This window comes from Nocardioides sp., from assembly GCF_044226305.1.
In the GTDB taxonomy this organism is placed as follows: domain Bacteria; phylum Actinomycetota; class Actinomycetes; order Propionibacteriales; family Nocardioidaceae; genus Nocardioides.
Map to the genome: position 1 here is coordinate 38,747 of NZ_JBGAHF010000010.1, position 22,831 is coordinate 61,577.

Consider the following 22,831-nt stretch of genomic DNA (forward strand, 5'->3'; position numbering starts at 1 on the left):
GCTCGCGGAGGGCCGACAGACCGGCTGCCCCACGCGTTCGCCCACCGCGTCGATCGGAGAGCGTCCCCCGACCTCTTCGGGATCGCGGTGGTCGGACCGCGGGGCCGGTCCTTCGAGATCGGCGACGTCGGTGCCGGCTTCTCGATCCAGAGCGTCTCCAAGCCGTTCGTGTTCGCCCTCGTCTGCGACACGCTCGGCTACGAGGAGGCCCGGGTCCGGCTCGGGGTCAACAGCACCGGCTTCCCGTTCGACTCGCTGATGGCCGTCGAGCTCAACGACCAGCGGACCATGAACCCGCTGGTCAACGCCGGCGCGATCGCGACCACGAGCCTGGTGCCGGGCGCGACGGCCGAGGAGAAGTGGGAGGCGGTCCGGCAGCGACTGTCGGCCTTCGCCGGTCGCGAGCTCGTCGTGGACGAGGAGGTCTACGCCTCCGAGTCGGCCACGAACCTCCGCAACCAGGGCATCGCGCACCTGCTCCGGAGCTACGAGCGCCTGTACTCCGACCCCGACGAGGCGACCGACGTCTACACGCGGCAGTGCTCGCTCGGGGTCACCGTGCACGACCTCGCGGTGATGGCGGCGACGCTCGCCAACGGCGGCGTCAACCCGATCACCCACGAGACGGTGATCGGGCCCGGCGTGTGCCGCCGCGTCCTCGCGGTGATGGCCAGCGCCGGGCTCTACGAGCTGTCGGGCGACTGGCTCTACCAGGTCGGCGTGCCGGGCAAGAGCGGCGTCAGCGGCGGGATCGTCACGGTCGCTCCCGGCAAGGGCGGCCTGGCGACGTACTCGCCGCCCCTGGACGACGCGGGCAACAGCGTCCGCGGCCAGCTCGCGACCAAGTACCTCGCCGAGCGGCTGGGCCTCAACCTCTTCGCGTCCCTGCCCGCCGACGGCCCCCCGGCCTGAGGGGCTGCTCGACGGGGCTGCTCGACGGCCTGCTCGACGGGGCTACTCGGGGATGCCCGGACCCACGACCTCGAGCCCGTAGCGCGGCCCGACCTCGGCCCACTTCGGCAGCTCGACCTCCGGGGTCTGGCCGTCCTCGCCCGGGAGGCGGCGCTCGGCCGCCGGGATGCCGACCTCGTCGTAGAGGCCCATCAGGCCGCCCGGTGCGGTGAACGCGAGGAACCGCGCCGGCACGGTCCCGCGGATGCGGAACGCGTGCGGCAGGCCCCGGGGCAGGTAGATGAAGGACCCCTCCTCCAGCTCGTGCAGCTGCTCCCCCGCCTGGTAGCTGATCCGGCCGTCGAGGACGAAGAACGCCTCGGCCTCGCGGGTGTGCCGGTGCAGCGGGGTGGCGATGCCGGGCGGCTGGGTCACCACGGACACCCCGAGCAGGCCCTCGGTATCCGCGGCACCGACCAGGTGCTCGAAGAGCCCGCCCATCGCCCAGGTCGCCGGACCGGACCCGGGGCTCCGCACGACGACGCCGTCGCTCATGACCTGCCTCCCATTGACCCGAACTCGATTCGGGTCAATTGGTAGCGTAGGAACCGTGACCGATCCCGTCAAGAGGAGCTACCGCTCGCCCCGACGCGAGGCCCAGGCGGCCCGGACCCGCAGCGCCGTCCTCGACGCGGCCCGGGAGCTGTTCCTGCGGCAGGGGTACGCCGGCGCGGCGATCGGCGAGATCGCGACCGCGGCAGACGTCAGCGTCGACACCGTCTACAGCTCGGTCGGGCGCAAGCCGCAGCTGATGCTGGCCGTCATCGACCAGGTCCTCGGCTCGTCGGACCGACCGTTGCCGGCCGCCGAGCGCGACTACGTCCGGGCGGTCCGCGCGGCACCGACCGCCGAGGAGAAGCTCCGCACCTATGCCGACGCGCTCGGCACCCTGATGCCCCGGGTCGCTCCCCTCTTCACCGCCCTCCGCGAGGCGGCGACGGCCGATCCCGAGTGCGCCGCCCTGCTCGACCACGTCGCGCGGCGACGTGCGGCGAACATGCGGCTGCTCGCCGCCGAGCTCCGCGCCACCGGTCGGCTGCGCCCGGACCTGGACGACGACCAGGTCGCCGACCTGATCTGGTCGACGAACGCGCCGGAGTACTACACGCTGGTGGCGTCCCGTGGCTGGACGCCGGCGGAGTACGCCGACCGGCTGGCCGACCTCTGGACCCGGGTGCTGCTGGAGCCGTGAGCCGGCCGGCCGGTGGCGGTCATCCTCCCGCGAGCACCTCCCGCGAGCACCTCCCGCAGCCGGACCGCGAAGGCCGCGGGGTCGTTGTCGGGCGACCAGTCGTTGGTGAGGAAGCCGCCGTGGTCGCCGGGGAACGGCACGGCCTCCACACCGAGCAGCGCGGCGAGGGCCTCGCCGCCGCGGTGCGGCATCGTGCCGGTGCTGGTCGCGCCGACGGCGGGGACGACCCGCACCCCGGAGGCGCGGAGGGCGTCGCCGTCGGGACGGTACGTCGGCATCCGCATGTTGCGGCCGAGCAGGGCGTCGTCGCGGCGGCCGTCGTCCTCGGCGGAGAACCCGAACCGGGCGGGGTCGGGCGGCGGCCCGTCGAGGTAGTCGTCCGGGAACGGGCCCTCGTGGACCACGACCTGGATGAACTTCGCCATCGCCGGCCCCTGGCCGAGCTCCTGGTAGGTCGCCGCGATGTCCGCCATGACCCGCTCGAGCACCTCGCAGTCCTCGAGGAGGGCGATGAGCGGCGGCTCGTGGGCGACGACCGTCCCGACCTCGGCGGGGTGCGCCGACAGCCAGGGCAGCACGGCGACCGCGGCGCCGCTGGAGGCGAAGACGTCGACCGGGCCGAGGCCGGCCGCCGCGACCACCCGATGGGCGTCGTCGCCGTGCACCTCGTAGGACACCTCGGCACCCTCCTCGAGCACGCTGCGGCCGCTCACGCGCGGGTCGAGGGTGATCACCGTCCGGTCGTCGAGGTGCGGCACCAGCTGCGCGAAGCCGTCCGCGGCCATCGGCGAGCCGAAGACCAGCAGGGGCCGGTGCGGGCCGGGCGTAGCCGGATCGCGGACGTCGTACGCCAGGACGGCACCGGGCACCTCGATGTGGTGCGTGGTCGGGTCGGTCATCGCTCCTCCTCCGGGACGGGTCGCCAGGGCTGACCCGCCCCAGGCCCCGGACTCATCGGGGCGACCGGTCTCAGGGCAGCTGCGGCGGACCGATCAGCGGCGCGCGGACCGGGGCGGCCATGCCGAGGTAGGCCACCAGCCCGCGACCGAACGGGTTCACCTGGAGCGGGATCTTCTTCCAGTTGTTGGTGAGCCAGACGTTGCCGGAGGGGTCGACCTGCACGCCGGTGTTGCGCTGGAGCCCGTCGAACGCGTAGCCGCCCGACGGCGAGATCGGGTCGCCGGGCGTCCCGGTCGGGCAGGTGGCCGGGCGGGCGCCGCACAGGTGGGACACCCGCTGACCGGTGAAGTTCGCGACCCAGATGTTGTCGTCGCCGTCGACCGCGATCCCCCACGGGATCGTGAGGCCGGCGCCGGTGAACCTGGTCAGCGCGCCGTCCGGCCCGACCTGCACGATCGACCCGTGGTGCGTGCCCGAGACGGCCGGCAGGCTCTGTCCCGACTTGCAGGGACTCGGGATGGCACCGGAGTTGGACACCCAGGTGTTGCCCAGCCGGTCGCTGGCGATCCCGAGCGGCAGGGAGAAGGTGCTGCTGTCGCCGTACGGGGACCCCGGCAGGGCGGTGCCGTCGGGGGCGAAGCCGAAGACCTGCTCGCCCTGGTTGGCGGTGACGAAGACGTTGCCCTCGGTGTTCACGGCCACGTCGAAGGCGCGGCCGATGCCCGTCGCGGTCACCGTCGCATGGTCGGGCTTGCCGTCCGGGTACTCGACCAGGCTGCTGTTGCCGCAGCTGGCGATCCAGATGTTGCCGCTGCGGTCGGACACCAGCCCCTGCGGCCAGCTCAGCGGACCCTGCCGGTAGCCCCGCGGCGGGGAGAGCGGGTGCCCGTCGAGCCGGAACTCCGAGACGCTGTTCGACGTCGGCGGGGTCGGGCACCGCTTGCCGCTGAACCCGAAGTTGCCGACCCAGACGTGGTGGCTCGGGTCGAAGCCGACCCCGAAGCCCGCTCCGTTGATCCCACCGCCCGTGTACTGCTCGACGGGCTGGCCGGGGGCGAACGGGTCGAGCTTGAAGAGGCCGAGCCCGGGACAGACGTTCTTCAGCTTGACGGCCCACTGGGCGTTGTTGATGATCCAGACCGCGCCGTGCTTGTCGAACGCCACGTTGCCGGGGCCGTTGAACTCGTGGCCGTTGCCGACGAACTGGAGCGCGAGCACCCAGTCCGTCGGGGCCTCGTGGAGGACCGGCCGGTACGACGGCTTCGCGGGGACCTGCTCGAACACCCCCGCGGGATCGCCGGACGGGTTCTGCGGGAGCAGGGCCATCGCCTCCCACGTGGTGCGCGGGCGGTGTCCCCAGGCGTCGGTCGCCGCCCGCAGGAACTCGGGGCAGTCGCTGCGGCCGGTCGCGCAGCCGCCGATGATGCTGGCCAGCGAGTTGAAGGTCGGCCAGGTCTGCGTCGAGGTGCCGTTCGGCGACTCACGGAGGAACGGTGAGACCCGCCCGGTGCGCACCGTGACGAGGTTGCGCGTCATCCGCATCGCGTTGGACAGGCCGGGCTGGGCACCTCCGATCGACCCGCGCTCGGCGAACTGGGCCAGCGAGAACCCGGCCGCCACCGTGGTCGCCTCGTTGACGACCACCTGCCCGCTCCTGCGCCCGTCCAGGGCGGTCGCGAGCACGACGGTGCGGGGCACCCGGTGGCCGTCGAGCCGACCGTGCGCGGCCGTCAGGTAGAACGGCCCGTCGGCGTGCCGCGGCACGCGCAGCAGGAACCGGCCGCGCCGGTCGGTCTCGGCGACCCGCAGCTGCCGCGCGCGCTCCGGCCGGTCACCGGCCCGGAGGAGCCGGACCTCGGCGTTGCGCACCGGCCGCCCGCCGACCTCGACGGTGCCGGCGAGCACGCCGCTCCGGGCGAGGAGCGTCGCGGCGCCCGGGGCTCGCGGCGGCGCCTGGGCGGGGGTCTGGGACTCTGCCCCGACCGGCAGGGCGACCAGCCCTGCGGCCAGCCCGAGCCCGACCAGCCCGACGACCGCCCCGTGACGGAGCCTGCGGCGTGCTGGTGCGGAGGTGTGTGCGGTCGTCATCGGCGCAGGTCCCATCTCGAGGTCGACACCCCGAGACGAGCTGACGACCGCATCCTAGATCGACGCGTCATCATGAGGTGGTGAGTCGACCGCACGGCAACCGGACGGGCCCGGCGTGCGTCCCCCTGTCGTGAGGGTGCGCGTCCTGCTCGCCGCGCTGGCGGCGGTCCTGGTCCTGCCGACGGTGCCGGCGGCGGCCGCACCGCCGCGGCACCACCCCGGCCACCAGCGACCTGGGCACCAGCAGCCGGTCGTGCCGTGCTCGCGCGGGCTGGTCGCGCTCACCTTCGACGACGGCCCGCTGGACAGCGTCACCCCGCGCCTGGTCCGGGTGCTCCAGCGGCTCGGCGTGCCGGCGACGTTCTTCATGGTCGGCAGCCGGGTGGCCGAGCACCCCGAGCTGGTCCGCCTGGTCGACCGGGCCGGCTTCGCCATCGGCAACCACACCTGGGCGCACTCCGACCTCACCACGCAGACCCCGGCCCAGGTCCGGCACGCCCTGGTGACCACCCGGAGGGCGCTGCTCGACGCCGGCGTGCAGCCGACCGACCTGGCGCGGCCGCCGTACGGCGCCATCGACGACGCGGCCCGGCGGGTGCTGGCCGACCTCGGGCTGGTCCCGGTGCTCTGGACGATCGACTCGCGCGACTGGACCGGCCTCACCCCGCGCCAGATCCGCGGCCGCGTGGTCGACGCGGTCCGCCCGCACCGGACGAACGTCGTGCTCCAGCACGACGGGGTCGCGAACTCGCCCGCGACCCTGGCGGCGCTGCCCGAGGAGGTCGCGACCCTGCGCCGGCGCGGCTACTGCTTCGCGTCGCTCGACGAGGGGGGCAACCCGACGCCCCCGGTGCCGCTCGCGAGCATCGAGGCCGACCGCGCCCGCATCACCGAGGGCGACCGGGTGGGGCTGACCGTCCGACTCGACCGCCCGACGACCCGGGACGTCACCATCCGCACCACCGCCGGCACGGTGCGCGTCCCCGCGGGCAGCCGGAGCGCCGGCCTGGGCTACCGGGCCCGGCAGGACCGGACCGACGAGGCTCCCGAGGACGTCCGGTTCGACGTGACCGGCGGCCGGGGCGTGGAGCCGGTGGCCGGCGGGGCCGTCGTCCGCGTGGTCGACGACGACCCGGCGCCGGTCGTGGCCGTCGACGACACGACGGTCACCGCCTCCCCGCTCCTGGCGACGGCCGCGCCCGTCCACGTGCGGCTCGACCGGTCCAGCGACCGGGACCTGCCGGTCGTCGTGCGCTCCGCGCTCGGCCCGGTCCGGGTCACCGTCCCGGCAGGGTCACGCTCCGCGACCGGCGCCCTGACCGTGCCGGTCGGCCGCCCGTCGCAGCAGGTGCGCGCGGTCGCGCTGCGGGCGGACGGCGCGACCGCGACGCTGACGGTCCGGCCGCCGCGGCAGACCTGGCTCGAGGCGGCCCGGGCAGCGGCCGCGCAGGTGCGGTGGCCCACCGTCCGGCTGTCCCGGTTGCTCTAGGCGCGGCGGTCTCCCGGGATATCGCCGCGCGAGCGCCCGCGACCGGGGATCATCGGCACCGTGGGAGCGAGGGGGAGCAGCCGCGTCGGTGCGGTCGTGGTGGCAGCGGCGTCGTCCGTCGTCGCGCTGCTCGGCGCCACCGTCCCGCCAGCAGCGAGCGGGGCGGCGCCGGCCGGGGCCGTCGAGCGCGTGGTGCGTCCGTGCTCCCGCGGGCTGGTCGCCCTCACCTTCGACGACGGCCCGTCCGGATCGGTCACGCCTGCCCTGCTGCGGGTGCTCCGGCGCCAGCACGTCCCCGCCACGTTCTTCATGGTCGGCAGCCGCGTGGCGAGCGCACCCGACGTCGCCCGTGCGGTCGACCGGGGCGGGTTCACGATCGGCAACCACACCTGGTCGCACACCGACCTCAGGACGCAGACCGACGCCGAGATCCGCGCCGCGCTCAGCTCGACCCGCCGACAGATGCTGCACCAGCACCTCCACCCCGGCTGGCTGATGCGACCGCCGTACGGCGCGATCGACGACCGGGTGCGGGACGTGGTGCGGTCGATGGGCTACACCCCGGTGCTGTGGACCATCGACCCGCGTGACTGGGCCGGCCGCAGTGCCGCGGAGATCGAGGCGAGCGTGGTCGGGGCCGTGCGTCCGCACGCCACCAACATCGTGCTCCAGCACGACGGCGTCGCGAACTCGCCGGCGACGCTGGCGGCCGTGCCCGGCGAGATCACGACACTGCGCGCCCGCGGCTACTGCTTCGCCGACCTCGACGCGGCCGGCCGGCCGACTCCGCCGGTCCCGGTCGCCCGGGTGACCGCCGACCACCGGTCGGTCGCAGAGGGCGGCCGCGTCGGGCTGACCGTCCACCTCGACCGCCCGACGTCCCGCCCGACGTCGGCCCGGCTGGAGCTGACGGTGCCTCCGTCGGTCGACCACGCGGTCTCGCTCTCGACCCGCACCGTGCGGTTCGGCGTCGGCCAGCAGCAGGCGCACCTGTGGCTGCACGCGCGCCAGGACCGGCTCGACGAGCACGACGAGGCGGTGACCGTCGGCGTCGTCGGCGGGAGCGGCGTGCGCCCCTCGACGACGGCGGCCCGGATCACCCTCGGCGACGACGACGCCACACCGCTCGCCGACCTCGAGGACATCGCGGTCCGGGCCGCCGCCGACGCCGTCACGCCGGTGGAGGTCCCGGTGCGGCTCGACCGCGCGAGCGACCTGCCGGTCCGCGTCCTGGTCTCCGGCGAGCTCGGCCGCGCGCGGGTCGTGCTGCCGCCGGGGACGACGTCCGGCGTGCTGGTGCTGACCGTGCCCCCGGAGAGCGCCGACGAGCCGAGCCGCGTCGTGGTCGTCGAGCTGGCCCGCGTCGTCAACGGACGGGCCGGCCGCGACGCCCGGGTGACGGTGGACCCGCCGGAGCCGACCGAGCCTCCCGCGCGGCTCAGCCGCCGATCCGCTGGCTGAGGCGTGCGGCCGCGATCATCACGACCCGCGAGTGCCGGTCCAGGTGGTCGATCACGTCGGACGTCGGGCCGGCGACCGACACGGCGGCGACGGCCACCCCGCTGGTGTCGATGACCGGGGCAGCGACGGAGGCGAGCCCCACCAGGTTCTCGGAGTCGGAGGCGGCCGACCCGCGCCGTCGTACGTCGGCCAGGCAGTCCTCCCACGCCTCGGCCGAGGCGATGGTGCGGTCGGTGAGCCGCGGGAAGCCGGCCGCCACCCGGGCCCGGGACACGTCGGCGTTGAACGCCGCCAGCGCCTTGCCCGCGCTGGTGCTGTGCAGCGGCACCCGCCGGTGGCGCTCACCGAGGAGCGCGATGCCCGACAGCGACGGCAGCCGCTCGACGAACACCACGTCCGGACCGTCCGCGATCGAGAGGTGGGCCGTCTGCCGGGTCCGCAGCCGGACCTCCTCGAGGAGCGGCAGCGCGAGGTGGCGCAGCGGCTCCCGGTCCTGCACGAGCTGGCCGAGCTCCCACAGGTGCAGGCCCAGGCGGTAGTGCCCGGTCGCCGCGACCCGCTCGACCATCCCCCGGGAGGACAGCGTCGACAGCAGCCGGTGGGCGGTGCTCTTCGCCACGCCGAGGCGCCGGGCGACGTCGGTGACGCCGAGGTCCTCGGACGTGGTGAAGCAGTCCAGGACGTCGAGCGCGGACGTGACCGAGTGCAGGGTCCCGCCGCCGGCACCCGCCGGCGGCGGCGTCACGGGCCCCTGCCTCATGGGCTCATGGTCGTGGCCCGCCGACCGCACCGACAGGGACGAACGGCCCCTCCTCGCCCGCGCTCAGCCGCGGTCGATCTGCATCACGACGGCCTTCGGCTCGGTGAAGAACTCCCGGCTGAAGGTGCCACCCTCCCGGCCGACGCCCGAGTCGCCCACCCCGCCGAACGGCGTGCGCAGGTCGCGGATGAAGAAGCAGTTCACCCACACCGTGCCGGCCCGCAGGCGGGAGGAGACCCGGTGGGCACGCGAGAGGTTCTCGGTGAAGACCATCGCGTTCAGCCCGTAGCGGGTGTCGTTCGCCAGCCCGACGACCTCGTCCTCGCTGTGGAACTTGTTGACCACCACGACGGGGCCGAAGATCTCCTGGCAGTACTGCGACGCCTCCAGGGGCAGGTCGACCACGATCGTCGGACGCACCACCCAGCTCCCGTCCTCCGCCACCCCGCCCGTGAGGACCTTGCCGCCCTCCTCCGCGACGGTGTCGACGTAGCCCTTGACCTTCCGGAAGTGCTCCTCGCTGGCCAGGCAGGAGAACTGGGTGGCCGGGTCGGTCGGGTCGCCGAACCGCAGCGCCTCCGCGGCGGCCCGGAACCGGTCGAGGAACTCGTCGTAGAGCCCGTCCTGGACGAACAGCCGCGACCCGGCCAGGCAGACCTGTCCGGCGTTGCGGAAGATCGCCTCGACCGCCCAGTGGACGGCGTTGTCGAGGTCCGCGTCGTCGAAGACGATGTTGGCCCCCTTGCCGCCGAGCTCGAGGGAGACCGGGGCGAGGTGCGACGCGGCCGCCTGCATCACGACCTTGCCGGTGCCCGACTCGCCGGTGAAGGTCACCCGGTCGACGCGCGGGTCCTCGGTCAGCGACGAGCCCGCCGGGACGCCGTACCCGTTGAGCACGTTGAGGACGCCGGGCGGGAACCCGGCCTCGACCGCGAGCCGCGCCAGGTGCACCACCGACGTCGGGGTGTCCTCCGCGGGCTTGATGACGACCGTGTTGCCCCAGGCGATCGCGGGCGCGATCTTCCACGTCGCCATCATCAGCGGGAAGTTCCATGGCGAGATGGCGACGACGACGCCGGCCGGGCCGTACTCCACGTAGGTGTGGTGGCCGGTGTCCATCGGCATCACCTCGGCCGTGCTGTCGCGCTGGTGGTCGGCGAAGAACCGGAAGTTGAGGACGGAGCGGGCGACGTCGTGGAGAGCCTGCGTGCTCGGCTTGCCCATGTCGGAGGTGTCGAGCGCCGCGAGCACCTCGGCGTCGCGCTCCATCAGGTCGGCGAGCCGGTGGATCAGGGCCGCGCGCTCGTGCCGCCCGAGCCGGGGCCAGGGGCCCTCGTCGAAGGCGCGGCGCGCGGCGGCGACCGCGCGGTCGGCGTCGGCGGCGCTCCCCTCGGCGACCTCGGCCCACGTCTCCCGGGTCCACGGGTTCACGGTGTCGAAGCGCGCCCCGTCGAGAGACTCGACCTCGACGTTGTCGATGACGTGGCCGAAGAACGGATGCTGCTCAGCGGACATGGCTGTCCTCCTCTTCCTGCACGGGTGTGGAGCGCTCGGCGATGGTGACGTCGCCGGCCGCGAAGTGCGTCGCCGGCACCTCGCGGAGCACGACGCGCACGGAGTCCTGGGGCGCGTCGATCGCGTCGACGGCCGCGGCGGTGAGCGCGGAGATGAAGGCGCGCAGCTGCTCGGGGCTGCGCCCCTCGACCAGGGTCACCTCGATGAGCGGCATCAGGCGCTCCCGGCCGGCGGGCCACCGTTCAGGTGGACCGACCCGAGGTGGGTGAAGTGGCAGGCGACCGAGGAGCCCGGCGGCGCGAGCACCGCGTCGGTCATCCCGCCGGTGAGCACGATCCAGCCCGCCTCGATCGCGTGCCCGCGCGTGGCGAGGTCGTTGGCCGCCAGGGCGAGGGCCTCGGCCGGGTGGCCGAGGACGGCCGCGCCGGTGGCGGAGTCCACGACCGCTCCGTCGACCTCGACAAGCACGCCCTCGAGGGCGAGGTCGAGGCTCTCGGGCGGCCGCCCGATGCTGCCCGTCACGAACGCGCCGGACGACGCGTTGTCGGCGACGACGTCTCCGGCCCGGAACCGGAAGTCGGCGTAGCGGCTGTCGATGACCTCCGCCCCGCCGTACACCCGCGAGACGGCCGCCATCGCCTCCACCGGCCCGACGCCGGGCCCCGCCAGGCGCGAGCCCATCTCGAACACGATCTCGGGCTCGATCCGCGGGTGGATCAGCTTCTCCTGCGGCACCGGCAGGCCGGCCGGCAGCAGCATCGCGTCGGTCAGCCACGCGACGAACGGGAGGTGGACACCCATCCGCTGCTGCTTGGCGCGGCTGGTGAGACCGAGCTTCACCCCGATCAGCCGCTCGCCGCGGTCGAGCCGGCGCTGCAGGTTGCGGTCCTGGATGCGGTAGCCCGTCTCGACGTCGAGGCCGTCCCACTCGTCCGTGAAGGGTGGCCGGTCGCGCCGCTCCGCCTCGCAGGCGAGCAGCTCGTCCGCGACGCTCTCCTCGGTCCAGGTCGTCCCGGTGCCGGTCATCAGCGCACCCCCACCGCGGCGAGGTCACCGAGGTCGCGCTCCTCGGCGAGCTGGAGGGCGATGTCGATGATCATGTCCTCCTGGCCGCCGACGTAGCCGGCCTCACCGACCCGCTGCAGGATCGCGTGCGCCGGCACGTCGTACCGCTCGGCCGCCCGCTCGGCGTGCAGCAGGAAGCTGGAGTACACCCCGGCGTACCCCTGCGTGATCGAGGCGCGGTCCATCCACGGCAACCGCGGGATGAACGGGCGCACGACGTCCTCGGCGGCGCTGAGCACGCCGCCCAGGTCCACCCCGGTCCGGATCCCGAGCCGCTCGAAGGTCGCCGCCAGCACCTCGGTCGGCGAGTTGCCCGCCCCGGCCCCGAGGGCGCACAGCGCGCCGTCGATCTGGCGGGCGCCCGCCTGGTAGGCGAGCACGGAGTTGGCGATGCCGAGGCTGAGGTTCTGGTGGCCGTGGAAGCCCACCTGCGCCTGCTCGCCGACCTCGCCGATGACCGCGGCGATCCGCTCCTGGGCGTCGCTGAGGACGAGCGCGCCGGCCGAGTCGACGACGTACACGCACTGGGCGCCGGCGTCGACCATGATCCGGGCCTGCTCGGCGAGCTTCTCGGGGCTGGCCCGGTGGCTGAGCATCAGGAACCCGACGGTCTCCATGCCCAGCCGGCGGGCCTCGCCGAAGTGCTGGATCGAGACGTCGGCCTCGGTGCAGTGGGTCGCGATGCGGGCCACCGAGGCACCGCAGTCGTGCGCCTTCTGCAGGTGGTGCACCGTGCCGAGGCCGGGCAGCATCAGGATCGCGATCTTCGCCTGTGTCGCCTCGTCGACCGCGGCCCGGATGAGCTGGAACTCGTCGACGAGCGAGAAGCCGTAGTTGAACGTCGAGCCGCCGAGGCCGTCGCCGTGGCTGACCTCGATCACCTGGACGCCGGCCGCGTCGAGCGCGTTGACCACGCCGCGGACCTGCTCCTCGGTGAACTGGTGGCTCATCGCGTGCGAGCCGTCGCGCAGGGTCGAGTCGGTGATCCGCAGGTCGGCCGGGCCCCCGCCGTCCGGCGTCAGGGCGCGCACCTCGCTCTCGGAGAGCTCCTCGGTGACCGTCGGGACCTGGTCGGGGGTGATCGTCATGTCGCCCATGGCTCAGACACCTGCCTTCTCGTCGGCGTGCTCGCCCAGCGCTGCGGAGGACTTCCAGGTCGGGTCGACCCCGAGCCGGTGCGCCATCATCAGGTCGCCGACGCGGGCGGCCGCGGCGGTGATGATGTCGAGGTTGCCCGCGTAGTCGGGCAGGTAGTCGCCGCGACCGCGCACCTCGATCGGCACGAAGACCCGGGCCATCCCCTTCCACGTGTCGCGCGCGTGGTCGAACTGCGGCGCGGCACGCAGGTGGTAGCCGGGGACGTACTCCTGCACGGTCGCCTCCATCGCGTGGATCGACTCCAGGACGCGGTCCTGCAGCTCTCCCGGCTCGGCCGCCTCGGCGGGGATGGAGCAGAAGACCGAGTTGCGCATCATCAGCGGCGGCTCGACCGGGTTGAGGATGATGATCGCCCGCCCGGCCGCCGCGCCGCCGACCTTCGACACGGCGTCGGCGGTCGTCTCGGTGAACTCGTCGATGTTGGCCCGGGTGCCCGGCCCGGCGGAGCGGGACGAGACGGACGCGACGATCTCGGCGTACGGGACGTCGACGACCGAGCTGACCGCCTTGACCATCGGGATCGTGGCCTGGCCGCCGCAGGTGATCATGTTGACGTTGAGCGCGTCGAGGTTGAACTCGAGGTTGACCGGCGGGCACAGGTAGGGGCCGATAGCGGCCGGGGTGAGGTCGACGGCGAGGATGCCGGCCTCGGCGTACCGCGGCGCGTTGGCCTCGTGCGCCTTGGCCGAGGTGCACTCGAAGACGATGTCCGGCAGCTCGTCCTGTGCCAGCAGCCAGTCCACGCCGTCGGCGCTCGCCTCGAGCCCGAGCCGCGCGGCCCGGGCGAGCCCGTCGGAGGTCGGGTCGACGCCCACCATCCAGCGCGGCTCGATGATCTCGCTGCGCCGGATCAGCTTGAACATCAGGTCGCTGCCGATGTTGCCGGGGCCGACGATGGCGGCCCCGACCATGCCCGGGGTACGCCGGGGGGCGGTGCTCATGACGCGGTCTCCTCTCCTGCGAAGCGTGCGGTGACGCTGCTCAGCCCCGAGAAGGTGGCGGTGAAGGTGTCACCCGGTGCGACGGGCTGCATCGCGGTGATCGCGCCGGGCAGGACGACCCAGCCCGCCTCCAGAGCGGTGCCGAGCGCACCGACGGTGTTGGCGAGCCAGACCAGGGAGCTGATCGGCGACCCGAGCACGGCGCCACCCGCGCCGGTGCCGACGACCTCGCCGTTGCGACGGAAGACGCAGCCGCCGAGCCGGAGGTCGACCTCGTGCAACGGGGTCGGCGTGCTGCCGAGGACCAGTCCCCCGCTGGAGGCGTTGTCGGCGACGGTGTCGACGATCGAGATCTTCCAGTCCGCGATCCGCGAGTCGACGATCTCCAGCGCCGGGAGCACGAAGTCGACGGCCGCGACGGCCTCGTGGACGGTCACACCGGGACCGCGGAGCGGCCGCTTGAGGACGAAGGCGACCTCGGGCTCGACGCGGGGCTGCAGGAACCGGCCGGCGAGTGGGATCGGCTCGTGCTCGAGGAAGAAGAAGTCGTCGAGCAGGTGCCCGAAGTCGGGCTGGCGCACGCCGAGCAGGTTCTGCATCGCAGCGCTGGTGAGCCCGACCTTCATCCCCTTGACGGTGCGGCCCGCCTGCACCATCGACTCGACCTGCGCCAGCTGGACCTCGTAGGCGTCCTCGATCGTGAGTCCGTCGAAGATCGAGACCAGCGGCGCGACGGGCGTGCCGCTGGCGTAGGCGTCGAGGAGGAGCTTGGCCGCGCGGTCGCGGGTGTCCTGGGATGTCACGGGTGCCTTCCTTCGGTTGCCTGGTCTCGGGTTGCCGGTCTCAGGGGAGCTCGGCGGCGATCCGCCGCGACGCGGTCGCGAGCAGGACCCGGAGCCGGTCGAGGTCGGCAGCGATCTGGTCGGTGGGGCCGAACGCGGAGATGCTGGCCACGGCCACCTTCCGCTGCATCACGGGGAGCGCGATGGACGTCATGCCGTCGAACGACTCGCCGTGCGACACGGCGAACCCCTGCCGTCGTACGTCGGACAGGGCCCGGCTCCAGGCGGTCTCGGTGCGGATCGTGCGGCGCGCGTACGGCGGGAAGCCGGCCGTGCGCCGCGCCTGGTCGACCGCGGGGTTGAAGGCGGCGATCACCTTGCCCGAGCTGGTGCAGTGCAGCGGGAGCCGCCGGCCGACGTGGCCGAGCACCTCACCGCCCTCCCCTGTCTCGATCCGCTCGACGAACACCAGGTCGGCCCCGTCGGGCACACCGAGGTTGACCGTGTACCCGGTGCCCGTGGCGATCGCCTGGAGATGGGGCAGCGCGGCGTGCCGGAAGGTGTTGCGGGCCTGGGCGAGGTGCCCGAGCTCGTAGAGGTGCATGCCGAGCCGGTACTTGCCGGTCCCGCGGTCCTGCTCGACGAAGCCCCGGGTGACCAGGGTCTGGAGCAGCCGGTGGGCGGTCGCCTTCCCGATGCCGAGCCGCCGGGCGACGTCGGAGACACCGAGCGAGCCGTCGATCGCGAAGCACTCGAGGACGTCGAGGGCGGTCCCGACCGAGCGCAGGCCGCCGGCGGTCCGGTCACTCTCGCCGCGCAGGCCCTTGGGGACCGACGAGACGGTGTTGTCGTCCGCACCCTCCCGGCCGACCCGGCGGGACGATCGGGGCTGGGTCACGGTGCTCATCGCTTGATCAGCGGCGACTTCACGCCACCCGCGGCCTTGTCGGCCTCGTTGAAGAAGTCCTCGCGGTAGATGTCGCGCGGGAACAGGCGCTTGCCCATCATCGTCCGCAGGGCCGCCTCCACCATGGCCGGCGGCCCGCACAGGTAGCCTGCGCAGCCGGTCAGGCTCTCGTGGTCGGCGGCCAGGACGTCGGTGACCGTCCCGTAGGCGTAGGCCGACGGGTCGTCACCGCTCGCGGCGACCTCGGCCTCGGTCTCCTCCGAGAGGCACGGCCGGTAGGTGAACCGGTCCGGGTGCTCCTTGGCCAGCCGGCGGAACACGTCGACGTCGTAGAGCCAGGCCCGGGTCCGGCCGCCCGCGTAGAGCGTCAACGGGCCGCCGTACGCACCGGCCTCGAGGGCGTGCAGGACCATCGACTTCAGGGGCGCGGTGCCGGTGCCACCCCCGACCAGGACGGCATGGCGGTCGTCGCCGGTGTGCAGGACGAACCGGCCGTACGGACCGGACACGGCCACCCGGTCGCCGACCACGAGCGAGCCGAAGACCCAGTCCTCGGTCCCGCGCCCACCCGGCACCAGCCGGACGTGGAACTCGAGGCGGAGCCGCTCGCCGGGGGGTGAGCCGATCGACCAGGTCCGGTCGACCGACGGCTTGCCGTCGGCAGCGGGCACCGTGAACTTCAGGTACTGACCGGCGTTGAAGCGGATCTCGCGGTCGAGCTCGACCACCAGCCGGCGGGTCTGCTCCGCGATGTCGGACAGCTCGACGACGGTGCCCGTGTAGTCCTCCACCGGGAAGACCTCGACCGACTCGTCGACGTCGATGTCCGCCTCGATGACCACGTCGGACCTCGGCGTGGCGCAGCAGGGCAGCACCTTGCCCTCGTCGCGCTCGAAGTCCATCAGCGCGAACGCGCTCGAGGCGCCGTGGTCGACGTCGCCGTCGAGCACCTCGGCCTTGCAGGTGGCGCACGTGCCGTGGGTGCAGGAGTGCGGCAGCCAGACCCCGTTGCGCAGGCAGGCGTCGAGGATCGTCTGGTCCTCGGCGCACTCGACCTCACGACCGAGCGGCTCGACGGTGACCGTGTACGACGTCATGGCTGCTGCACCCCTCCCGACGCTCCTACTTCTTGACCATGCGGATGACGGACTTGTGGCCGACCCCGAGCGACTCGAGGCTGGCTCCCTCGGCGGGCGTCCACGGCGCGTCATCGAGACCCCAGTCGAAGTCCGCGGGCGTCCACGACGCCTGCCAGTCCGGGTCCTCCTCGTGGTAGGGCACGAGCAGCGCCGACCAGAAGTCGCCGAAGGCCATCGCCCTGGGCGCCCGGAAGCAGGCGGCCGCGACGAACCACGGGTTGCCGTCGTACCAGACGTGGACCAGCTGGTCGTCGCCGTAGAGCGCCTGCGCCGACCGGGACGGGAAGTCGTAGGTCCCGATGCTGCGGATCTCCGGCCGCTCGATCACCTTGTTGAAGCCGCTCATGTCAGTCCTCCCCCAGCTCGGAGTGGTCGGCCTGGTCGTGCCAGCGCAGCCAGTTCTGGTGGTCCGGCGACCCGAGGTACTCGCCCCCGTCACCGGGTTGCATCCCGTACCACTGCATGACGTCGCCGAGGTCGGCGCCGCCGCAGTTGCCCTGGTAGATCTGGTGCACGGGCAGCCAGGCCTGACGGAACTTCACCGGCTCGTGCTCGAAGATGTTCTGGCAGCCGTCCGAGCAGAAGTTGTAGCGCTCCCCCTCGAAGACGACCGACCGCTGGCAGATCGTGAACGGCGAGTCCGCCTCCGTGAAGCCCATCGGGATCTGGCAGACCTGGCACAGCTGCGGCAGGCCACGGACGAAGTGCCGGCCGCCGTTGGCTACGTTCTTCTTCTCCTTGTCCCACAGGGCCCGGTACGTCGGGAACGTGTCGGGGTACTGCTGCTCGAGCCAGTCGAGGGTCTCGTCGCTCGGGATCGAGGTCGTGAACGCCGCAGCGTGGCTGAACTGGTAGAGGATCCAGTACGCCTGGTGCGAGAGGTGCTCCTTCTCCTGGATCGCCTTCTCGACGTCGCGGGGCGGCTTGATGCCGTAGTAGGCGAGGTCCTGGAACAGGCCGCCGAGCATCTGCTGCTCGAAGTAGAGCTCGAAGGCCTCCTTCCAGCTCATCACCTTGCGCGGCAGCATGTAGTCGAGCATCTGCGCGACCAGCGCGGTCACCCGGTAGCCCCGCCAGAACCACTTGTCGATCCAGTGCTGGACGATCGGCACATTGTCGGGGTCCTGCTCGAGCAGGAACTTGATGGCCTCCAGGCCGAGCGTCATGTGCCGCGACTCGTCGGACTGCGCCGAGAAGCCGAAGGTCATCGTCGGCAGGTCGCCGTTGAACGACGCGCCGGACATGAACGGCACGAACAGCAGGTTCGTGAGCAGGTACTCGAACGAGAAGCCGATCGCAATCAGGAACTCGAACGGCCCGGCCGAGAGGGCGTCGTCGAAGAACGACTTCGGCACGGAGAGGTACCAGACCCGGTCGTGCATGTGCAGGTAGGAGTGGAACCCCGAGTAGTACTTGTTGTAGTTGCTCAGCGTGTGGATCTCGGTCTGGGCGTGGCGGATCTCGTCCAGGCTCTGGCACAGCGAGGCGAACCGCGGGCCGGGCCCGTTGAGGTGCCGGCTCAGGTACGCGAAGTTCCGGTGCGCCTGGTACTCCAGCGGGCTGACGCCCTGGAGGAAGAGCTTCATCGCGTTCAGGTACGACGCGTCGGTCAGCCCGAGGTGACCCTGGCTCTGGGCGAACCCGTCCAGGACGGCGTACAGCCGCCGGTCCTTCTCGGCCTGGTACTTGGTGTAGGAGTCGACGGTGAGCCGGAACGGGTCCTCCCACTTGCTCCAGTCGTGGATCTTGATCCCCTCGAAGGTGGTGTAGGGGAACAGCTCCTCCTCGGGGACGTAGGACGGGTCCCAGTCGAGGTCACGGGTGAGCGCGGAGTAGCGCTCCTTCATGCTGAGCTTGCGGGCCTTGTCGGGCGTGAGTGTCATCGCCAGTCTCCTTCTCAGTGGTCCCAGGCGATGACGATCTCGTCGTCATCCCATTCCTTGATGTGGCCGAAGTAGCTGATGATCGCGAGCTGGAACTCGTGGGTCTCCCACTCGCGGCCGAGACGCTCCTCGACCCCCTCCCGTCGGATGACGAGGCGACCCGGGGCGGTGACGCGCACCATGCCCGGCATGTGGTTCACGGTCGCGTCGGCGTTGTCGGCCTCGATGGCCTCGATCACCGCGCGGTTCTGCTCGCTCTCCTGGATGTCGACACCCACGGGGCGGCTTGCTGCGTCGACGGTCATGTCAGTTCTCCTCCGTGGTGATGCCGAGACCGGCGAGGTGCGCCCGCGTAGCCGTGACGGCCGCGGCGAGGGCCTCGGTGCACCCGGCCGCGACCAGGGTGTCCGCCTCGGCCGCGAGCGGGCGGAGCGCGGCGTCGGCGGCGGCCAGGGCGTCGTCGACGGTCCGGCGGAGCGTCGCGAGGTTGTCGGCACCGTGCTCGGGGTCGGCCACCCACGCCTTGTCGAGGGCGTCGAACCAGCGGCGCTGGTCGGTGAACCAGCCCGAGAGGTGCTGCGAGACGAGGCTGTAGGAGCCGGCGCCCGCGGTGATGGCCGCGTCGTCGAGGTGGGTGTACAGCAGGCTGTAGAGGACCCGGTCGGTGACGTCGAGGCGCACCATCCCCAAGCCCCAGTCCCGCTCCACGAGGGTCTCCTCCGTGAGCCGGCGCAACGGCTGGAGGGCGGCGTCCTGCAGCCAGCGCTCCTTGGCGGCGGCCAGCGTGTCGGCCGTGCCGCCACCGAACGAGATCCCGGCCCGGGAGAGCAGCTGCGCGTTGCCGATCCGGTCGAAGGCGGCGTACGCCGCGCACTGGGTGATCGTGGTGCCCCACCCGAACCGGGCGGCATGGCTGCTGACCATCTGGGCCGCGGCCTCGTAGTGGCGAACCGGCAGCACGACCTCGGCGAACAGCGAGCGCCACGCCTCGGGCAGCCGCTCGAAGAGACCGCGCTTCTCCAGGTAGCCCAGGGTCGCGGCGAACGACTCGTGCAGGTCGGCGCGCGAGGTCACGTACGGCGCGTAGTAGAAGCCGCGCGGGTCGACGTAGGAGTAGGGGTCGGTCAGCTTCAGCACCGAGTAGTCCGGGCTGTAGATGTCCAGGTCCGGGCCCCAGAGCGGCCGGAAGTGGTAGTTGGCCGTCGCCTGGAGGTCGATCGTGCCCTCCTCGTAGCGCGAGGCGGGCCGGTCGCCGTACCGGTCGACGAGGTGCTGGAAGGTCTTGCGTTGAGGCTCGATGACCTGCGTCCGGAGCTCGAACTGCACGGGTCACCCCCTCCTTTCGATTGGCACTGCCGGTGAGCAGGACTTGCGGACCGAGACGGACGGCCGGGTCAGAGGACCGGGACCGGGTGGTGCGGCAGGCCCGACTCGACGAGGAGCCGGACGAGGAGGTCGGGGAGGGCGTCCGCGCTCTCGAGCTCCACCGGGAGCTCGGACTCGAAGCCGTCGCCGACCAGACGGCCGTAGGCGGTGCCGTCCTCGAACGTCGTGGACACGCGGGCGGCCCGGCCGCGGTAGCCGACCGAGAAGGCCAGCTCGTGGGGCAGGGTCTCGTCGCTGAGCGTGAGGTGGTCGTCGCTGGCGGACAGGACGGCGTTGGCCTCGCAGACCAGCTGCTCGGCCAGCGAGCGGATCGCGACCTGGCGGTCCGCGCCCGTGCTGGTGGCGATGCGGCGGCTGATCCGGGTCTGCGGCATCGGCGTCAGGTCCGGCTCGCCCTCGGCGCCGACCAGCTCGGCGACACGCATCATGAAGGGGGTCATCTCGGTTCTCCTCTCAGTCCCCCGCCGAGACGGCGGGGGCCACCGCGGCCGCGCCGGCCTCGGCGATCTCGCGGTCCTGCTCGGCGCTGCCGCCGGACACCCCGACCGCGCCGACGACCTCGTCACCGATCCGGACGGGGACGCCGCCGCCGAACACGACGAGGCGGTCACGGTGGACGATGCCCTCGCGGAGCGCGGGCTTGTCCTTGATCAGGTCGAACCACGCGTGGGTGGGCAGCCCCTGGAAGGCGGCGACCGTGTACGCCTTGTCCACCGCGATCGGGTAGGACAGCAGCGCCGCGCCGTCCATGCGGGCCGTCGCGAGCACGTCGCCGCTGGTGTCGGCGACGCACACGTTGACCGGTACGCCGATCCGCGCCGCCCGCGCCACCGCGGCGTCGAGCACCGCGCGCGCCCCGGCGTACGTCAACGTGCGCCGGAGGCTGGTGGTGCTGGGCGGGCTCGACACGGCGGTGGCTCCTCGGCAGGCGGGCGTCAGGGACGGATCACGTGTAGACGCTGGTGAACCGCTCGTTCAGCTCACGTGCGTGGTAGAAGATGCCCTTCGCGATCTGGTCGGGCGTCCACTTGTTGATCGGGCGGTCGCGGTAGGCCGGGTAGCCGCCCGCGAAGACCTCGTTGCGGTTGCCCGACGGGTCGAAGAAGTAGATCGTCTGGCCGCGGGTGATGCCGTGCCGCGTGGGCCCGATGTCGATCGGGACGTCGTCCATCGTCATGATGTCCGCCGCGCGTCCGACCTCCGACCAGTCCTGCAGCTTGAAGGCGAAGTGGTGCAGCTTGCTCTGCTCGCCCTCGAGCACCGCGATCTGGTGGATCTGGTTGTTGCTGGTCATCCAGCTCGCGATGAAGTGCGCGTTGTCGTCCTCGAGGTCGGTCTGCACGCGCTCGGTCGGGAAGTAGTCGAAGACCTCACGGAACATGTTCTCCATGAGCCGCACGTCCTCGGCGAGGATCAGCGCGTGGTCCAGCGCGGGCACCCCGACGCCGACTAGGTGGCGGGGGAACGCGTCCGGGTTGTGCGTGCCGACCTCGGTGCCGATCACGGTCTGGCCGTGGTAGACCTCGAGCACGTGCTCGGACGGCGTCGTGAAGCGGATCCCGTCGCTGACCTCGGGGTTCTCGCCGGCGCTCATACGCTCGACCGTGAGGCCGAACTGCTGCGCCTTCTTCTCGATCGCGTCCAGGTCGGCCTCGTACTCGACCTTGAAGCCGAACTTGACGACCCCGACGCCGCCTTCCTCCAGGACGACCGAGTGGTGGTCCCACTCGTCCCAGCCCTTGTAGTAGACCCGCCCGTCCTGCTCGAGGGTCTGGTACAGACCCATCGTGTTGGCGTAGTGGTCCTTGGCCTCCGCCAGGTCGGTGACCCGGACGTGGGCGTAGCCCATCCGCATGATCCCCACTGATCTCACTCCTTGGGTTGAGGCGCCGAGGCTGCGGCTTGCAGCCGGGACTTTTCGTTGAGGGAGCGCAGCAGTGGCTGGACGAGTCGGAGGGATCCCGAGCGGAACCGGACCGTGATGTCGCTGTCCGGGACCGCACGGCAGGTGAGGCAGACGCCGTCCTGCCGCTCCTCGCGGGTGAGCACGTCGTCGGCGACCGGGTGGTCGTAGGTGACCCCGCCCTCGAGCAGGTCCACCTTGCACACCCCGCAGCCGCCGCGGCGGCAACCGATCGTGTAGGCGAAGCCCGCGGCGTAGAGACCACCGAGGACCGTCTGGCCCGCCGGGAGGTAGATCTCCTCGCCGGTCGGGTCCACGGTCACGATCGCCATCCGCCGCCCTCTCCTCGTGTAACCAAGCTGTCGCGGACAGCGTGCGACGGCCGTCACACCCCGGCGAGTGTCGTTCCTCACAGAGGAACAGCGCGGGACCATCGACACCCGCGGCGCGCACGATGACCGACATGTCGACCGTCGACGCTCCGTCGCAGGCCCGCCCCGAGGTGGGTGCCTCGGTCGAGGCGCGCGGCATCACGACCAACTACCTCGAGGCCGGCACCGGCCGCCCGGTCGTCCTCGTGCACGGGTCGGGACCGGGCGTGTCGGCGTACGCGAACTGGCGGCTGACGATGCCGGCGCTGTCCGAGCGGCTGCGGGTGCTCGCGCCCGACATGGTCGGGTTCGGCTTCACCGCGCGCCCCGCCGGGGTCCGGTACGAGCTGCGGACCTGGGCCGACCAGCTGCTCGGGTTCCTCGACGCGTTGGGCCTCGAGCGCGCCAGCATCGTCGGCAACAGCTTCGGCGGCGCGATCGCCCTCGACGTCGCGACGCGGCACCCCGACCGGGTGGACCGCCTGGTGCTGATGGGCAGCGTCGGGGTGCCCTTCCCGATCACCGAGGGGCTCGACACCGTCTGGGGCTACGAGCCCTCACCCGCGGCGATGCGCCAGGTCCTCGACTTCTTCGCCTGGTCGCGCGACCTCGTCGACGACGAGCTCGCCGAGGTCCGCTACCGCGCCAGCATCCAGCCCGGCTTCCAGGAGGCGTTCGGGTCGATGTTCCCGGCGCCGCGCCAGCGCTGGGTCGACGCCATGGTGACCCCCGACGAGGCGATCGCGGCGCTGCCGCACGAGACGTTGCTCGTGCACGGCCGCGAGGACCGGGTGATCCCGCTCGCCACCTCGCTGCGCCTGCTCGAGCTCGTCCCGCGCGCCCAGCTCCACGTGTTCGGCCGGTGCGGCCACTGGAGCCAGATCGAGCACGCCTCCACCTTCAACCGCCTGCTGCTCGACTTCCTCACCCAGGAGTGACC

The 22,831-nt window shown here is 72.5% G+C and carries 25 protein-coding genes; 5 read left to right on the forward strand and 20 right to left on the reverse strand.

The features are described 5' to 3' along the window. The first annotated feature begins 24 nt into the window (after positions 1–24). Positions 25–912 carry a glutaminase A gene (gene glsA, locus ACILQ5_RS12280; RefSeq protein ID WP_395658410.1) on the forward strand — a complete coding sequence of 296 codons (888 nt, stop codon included), beginning with the start codon at positions 25–27 and terminating at the stop codon, positions 910–912. Between the two features lie 42 nt (positions 913–954). Here the strand turns inward: glsA and ACILQ5_RS12285 are convergent, their stop codons facing one another. Continuing rightward, entirely contained in the window at positions 955–1,446 is a 492-nt protein-coding gene (locus tag ACILQ5_RS12285; protein ID WP_395658292.1) for a cupin domain-containing protein, read from the reverse strand. A 55-nt stretch (positions 1,447–1,501) separates the two neighbouring features. Between ACILQ5_RS12285 and ACILQ5_RS12290 the strand changes: the two genes are divergently transcribed. Continuing rightward, entirely contained in the window at positions 1,502–2,143 is a 642-nt protein-coding gene (locus tag ACILQ5_RS12290; RefSeq protein ID WP_395658293.1) for a TetR/AcrR family transcriptional regulator, read from the forward strand. Here the strand turns inward: ACILQ5_RS12290 and ACILQ5_RS12295 are convergent. Continuing rightward, positions 2,053–3,042, reverse strand: coding sequence for an alpha/beta fold hydrolase (locus tag ACILQ5_RS12295; protein WP_395658294.1), 990 nt, complete (start codon positions 3,040–3,042; stop codon positions 2,053–2,055). The genes ACILQ5_RS12290 and ACILQ5_RS12295 overlap by 91 nt on opposite strands. 70 nt (positions 3,043–3,112) lie before the next feature. After that, a complete protein-coding gene (locus ACILQ5_RS12300) occupies positions 3,113–5,131 on the reverse strand; it encodes an NHL repeat-containing protein (protein ID WP_395658295.1) in 2,019 nt (672 codons plus the stop codon). A 115-nt stretch (positions 5,132–5,246) separates the two neighbouring features. Between ACILQ5_RS12300 and ACILQ5_RS12305 the strand changes: the two genes are divergently transcribed. Together ACILQ5_RS12305 and ACILQ5_RS12310 are read left to right on the forward strand one after the other, a co-directional pair. Beyond that, positions 5,247–6,620, forward strand: coding sequence for a polysaccharide deacetylase family protein (locus ACILQ5_RS12305; protein WP_395658296.1), 1,374 nt, complete (start codon positions 5,247–5,249; stop codon positions 6,618–6,620). A 60-nt stretch (positions 6,621–6,680) separates the two neighbouring features. Next, positions 6,681–8,081 (forward strand): polysaccharide deacetylase family protein, encoded by a 1,401-nt coding sequence (locus tag ACILQ5_RS12310; RefSeq protein WP_395658297.1) that lies wholly within the window; start codon positions 6,681–6,683, stop codon positions 8,079–8,081. On the opposite strand, the gene ACILQ5_RS12315 is transcribed toward ACILQ5_RS12310, so the two are convergent. The 17 genes from ACILQ5_RS12315 to ACILQ5_RS12395 form a co-directional block, all read right to left on the reverse strand. Continuing rightward, on the reverse strand, positions 8,059–8,841 hold the full coding sequence (locus ACILQ5_RS12315; RefSeq protein WP_395658298.1) for an IclR family transcriptional regulator: 783 nt from the start codon (positions 8,839–8,841) through the stop codon (positions 8,059–8,061). The genes ACILQ5_RS12310 and ACILQ5_RS12315 overlap by 23 nt on opposite strands. Before the next feature lie 63 nt (positions 8,842–8,904). Beyond that, positions 8,905–10,356, reverse strand: coding sequence for an aldehyde dehydrogenase (locus tag ACILQ5_RS12320; RefSeq protein ID WP_395658299.1), 1,452 nt, complete (start codon positions 10,354–10,356; stop codon positions 8,905–8,907). Continuing rightward, entirely contained in the window at positions 10,346–10,570 is a 225-nt protein-coding gene (locus ACILQ5_RS12325; protein WP_395658300.1) for a 4-oxalocrotonate tautomerase family protein, read from the reverse strand. Before ACILQ5_RS12325 ends, ACILQ5_RS12320 begins: the two co-directional genes overlap by 11 nt. Next, positions 10,570–11,382, reverse strand: coding sequence for a 2-keto-4-pentenoate hydratase (locus tag ACILQ5_RS12330; RefSeq protein WP_395658301.1), 813 nt, complete (start codon positions 11,380–11,382; stop codon positions 10,570–10,572). The genes ACILQ5_RS12325 and ACILQ5_RS12330 overlap by 1 nt, the downstream gene beginning before the upstream one ends. Then, a complete protein-coding gene (dmpG, locus tag ACILQ5_RS12335; protein WP_395658302.1) occupies positions 11,382–12,518 on the reverse strand; it encodes a 4-hydroxy-2-oxovalerate aldolase in 1,137 nt (378 codons plus the stop codon). The genes ACILQ5_RS12330 and dmpG overlap by 1 nt, the downstream gene beginning before the upstream one ends. 3 nt (positions 12,519–12,521) lie before the next feature. Continuing rightward, a complete protein-coding gene (locus tag ACILQ5_RS12340; RefSeq protein WP_395658303.1) occupies positions 12,522–13,520 on the reverse strand; it encodes an acetaldehyde dehydrogenase (acetylating) in 999 nt (332 codons plus the stop codon). Then, positions 13,517–14,323, reverse strand: a complete 807-nt coding sequence (locus ACILQ5_RS12345; protein ID WP_395658304.1) for a 2-keto-4-pentenoate hydratase — start codon at positions 14,321–14,323, stop codon at positions 13,517–13,519. The genes ACILQ5_RS12340 and ACILQ5_RS12345 overlap by 4 nt, the downstream gene beginning before the upstream one ends. Before the next feature lie 40 nt (positions 14,324–14,363). Then, positions 14,364–15,209 (reverse strand): IclR family transcriptional regulator, encoded by an 846-nt coding sequence (locus ACILQ5_RS12350; protein WP_395658305.1) that lies wholly within the window; start codon positions 15,207–15,209, stop codon positions 14,364–14,366. Then, the gene (locus ACILQ5_RS12355) at positions 15,206–16,306 is read right to left on the reverse strand and encodes an NADH:ubiquinone reductase (Na(+)-transporting) subunit F (RefSeq protein WP_395658306.1); all 1,101 of its coding nucleotides are present in this window, start codon (positions 16,304–16,306) and stop codon (positions 15,206–15,208) included. Before ACILQ5_RS12355 ends, ACILQ5_RS12350 begins: the two co-directional genes overlap by 4 nt. A gap of 25 nt (positions 16,307–16,331) precedes the next feature. Continuing rightward, entirely contained in the window at positions 16,332–16,694 is a 363-nt protein-coding gene (locus ACILQ5_RS12360) for a phenol hydroxylase subunit P4 (RefSeq protein ID WP_395658307.1), read from the reverse strand. Between the two features lies 1 nt (position 16,695). Then, entirely contained in the window at positions 16,696–18,231 is a 1,536-nt protein-coding gene (locus ACILQ5_RS12365; protein WP_395658308.1) for a YHS domain-containing protein, read from the reverse strand. Between the two features lie 14 nt (positions 18,232–18,245). After that, on the reverse strand, positions 18,246–18,536 hold the full coding sequence (locus tag ACILQ5_RS12370; RefSeq protein ID WP_395658309.1) for an MmoB/DmpM family protein: 291 nt from the start codon (positions 18,534–18,536) through the stop codon (positions 18,246–18,248). 1 nt (position 18,537) lies between these two features. Next, complete coding sequence (locus ACILQ5_RS12375; RefSeq protein WP_395658310.1) at positions 18,538–19,557, reverse strand: hypothetical protein; 1,020 nt, start codon at positions 19,555–19,557, stop codon at positions 18,538–18,540. 68 nt (positions 19,558–19,625) lie between these two features. Continuing rightward, the gene (locus ACILQ5_RS12380; protein ID WP_395658311.1) at positions 19,626–20,057 is read right to left on the reverse strand and encodes a hypothetical protein; all 432 of its coding nucleotides are present in this window, start codon (positions 20,055–20,057) and stop codon (positions 19,626–19,628) included. Positions 20,058–20,070: 13 nt separating this feature from the next. After that, on the reverse strand, positions 20,071–20,526 hold the full coding sequence (locus tag ACILQ5_RS12385) for a heme-binding protein (RefSeq protein ID WP_395658312.1): 456 nt from the start codon (positions 20,524–20,526) through the stop codon (positions 20,071–20,073). A 37-nt stretch (positions 20,527–20,563) separates the two neighbouring features. Then, complete coding sequence (locus ACILQ5_RS12390) at positions 20,564–21,472, reverse strand: catechol 2,3-dioxygenase (protein WP_395658411.1); 909 nt, start codon at positions 21,470–21,472, stop codon at positions 20,564–20,566. Positions 21,473–21,486: 14 nt separating this feature from the next. Further along, positions 21,487–21,852, reverse strand: coding sequence for a 2Fe-2S iron-sulfur cluster-binding protein (locus ACILQ5_RS12395; protein WP_395658313.1), 366 nt, complete (start codon positions 21,850–21,852; stop codon positions 21,487–21,489). A 131-nt stretch (positions 21,853–21,983) separates the two neighbouring features. Between ACILQ5_RS12395 and ACILQ5_RS12400 the strand changes: the two genes are divergently transcribed. Further along, on the forward strand, positions 21,984–22,829 hold the full coding sequence (locus ACILQ5_RS12400) for an alpha/beta fold hydrolase (RefSeq protein WP_395658314.1): 846 nt from the start codon (positions 21,984–21,986) through the stop codon (positions 22,827–22,829). Positions 22,830–22,831: the final 2 nt, after the last annotated feature.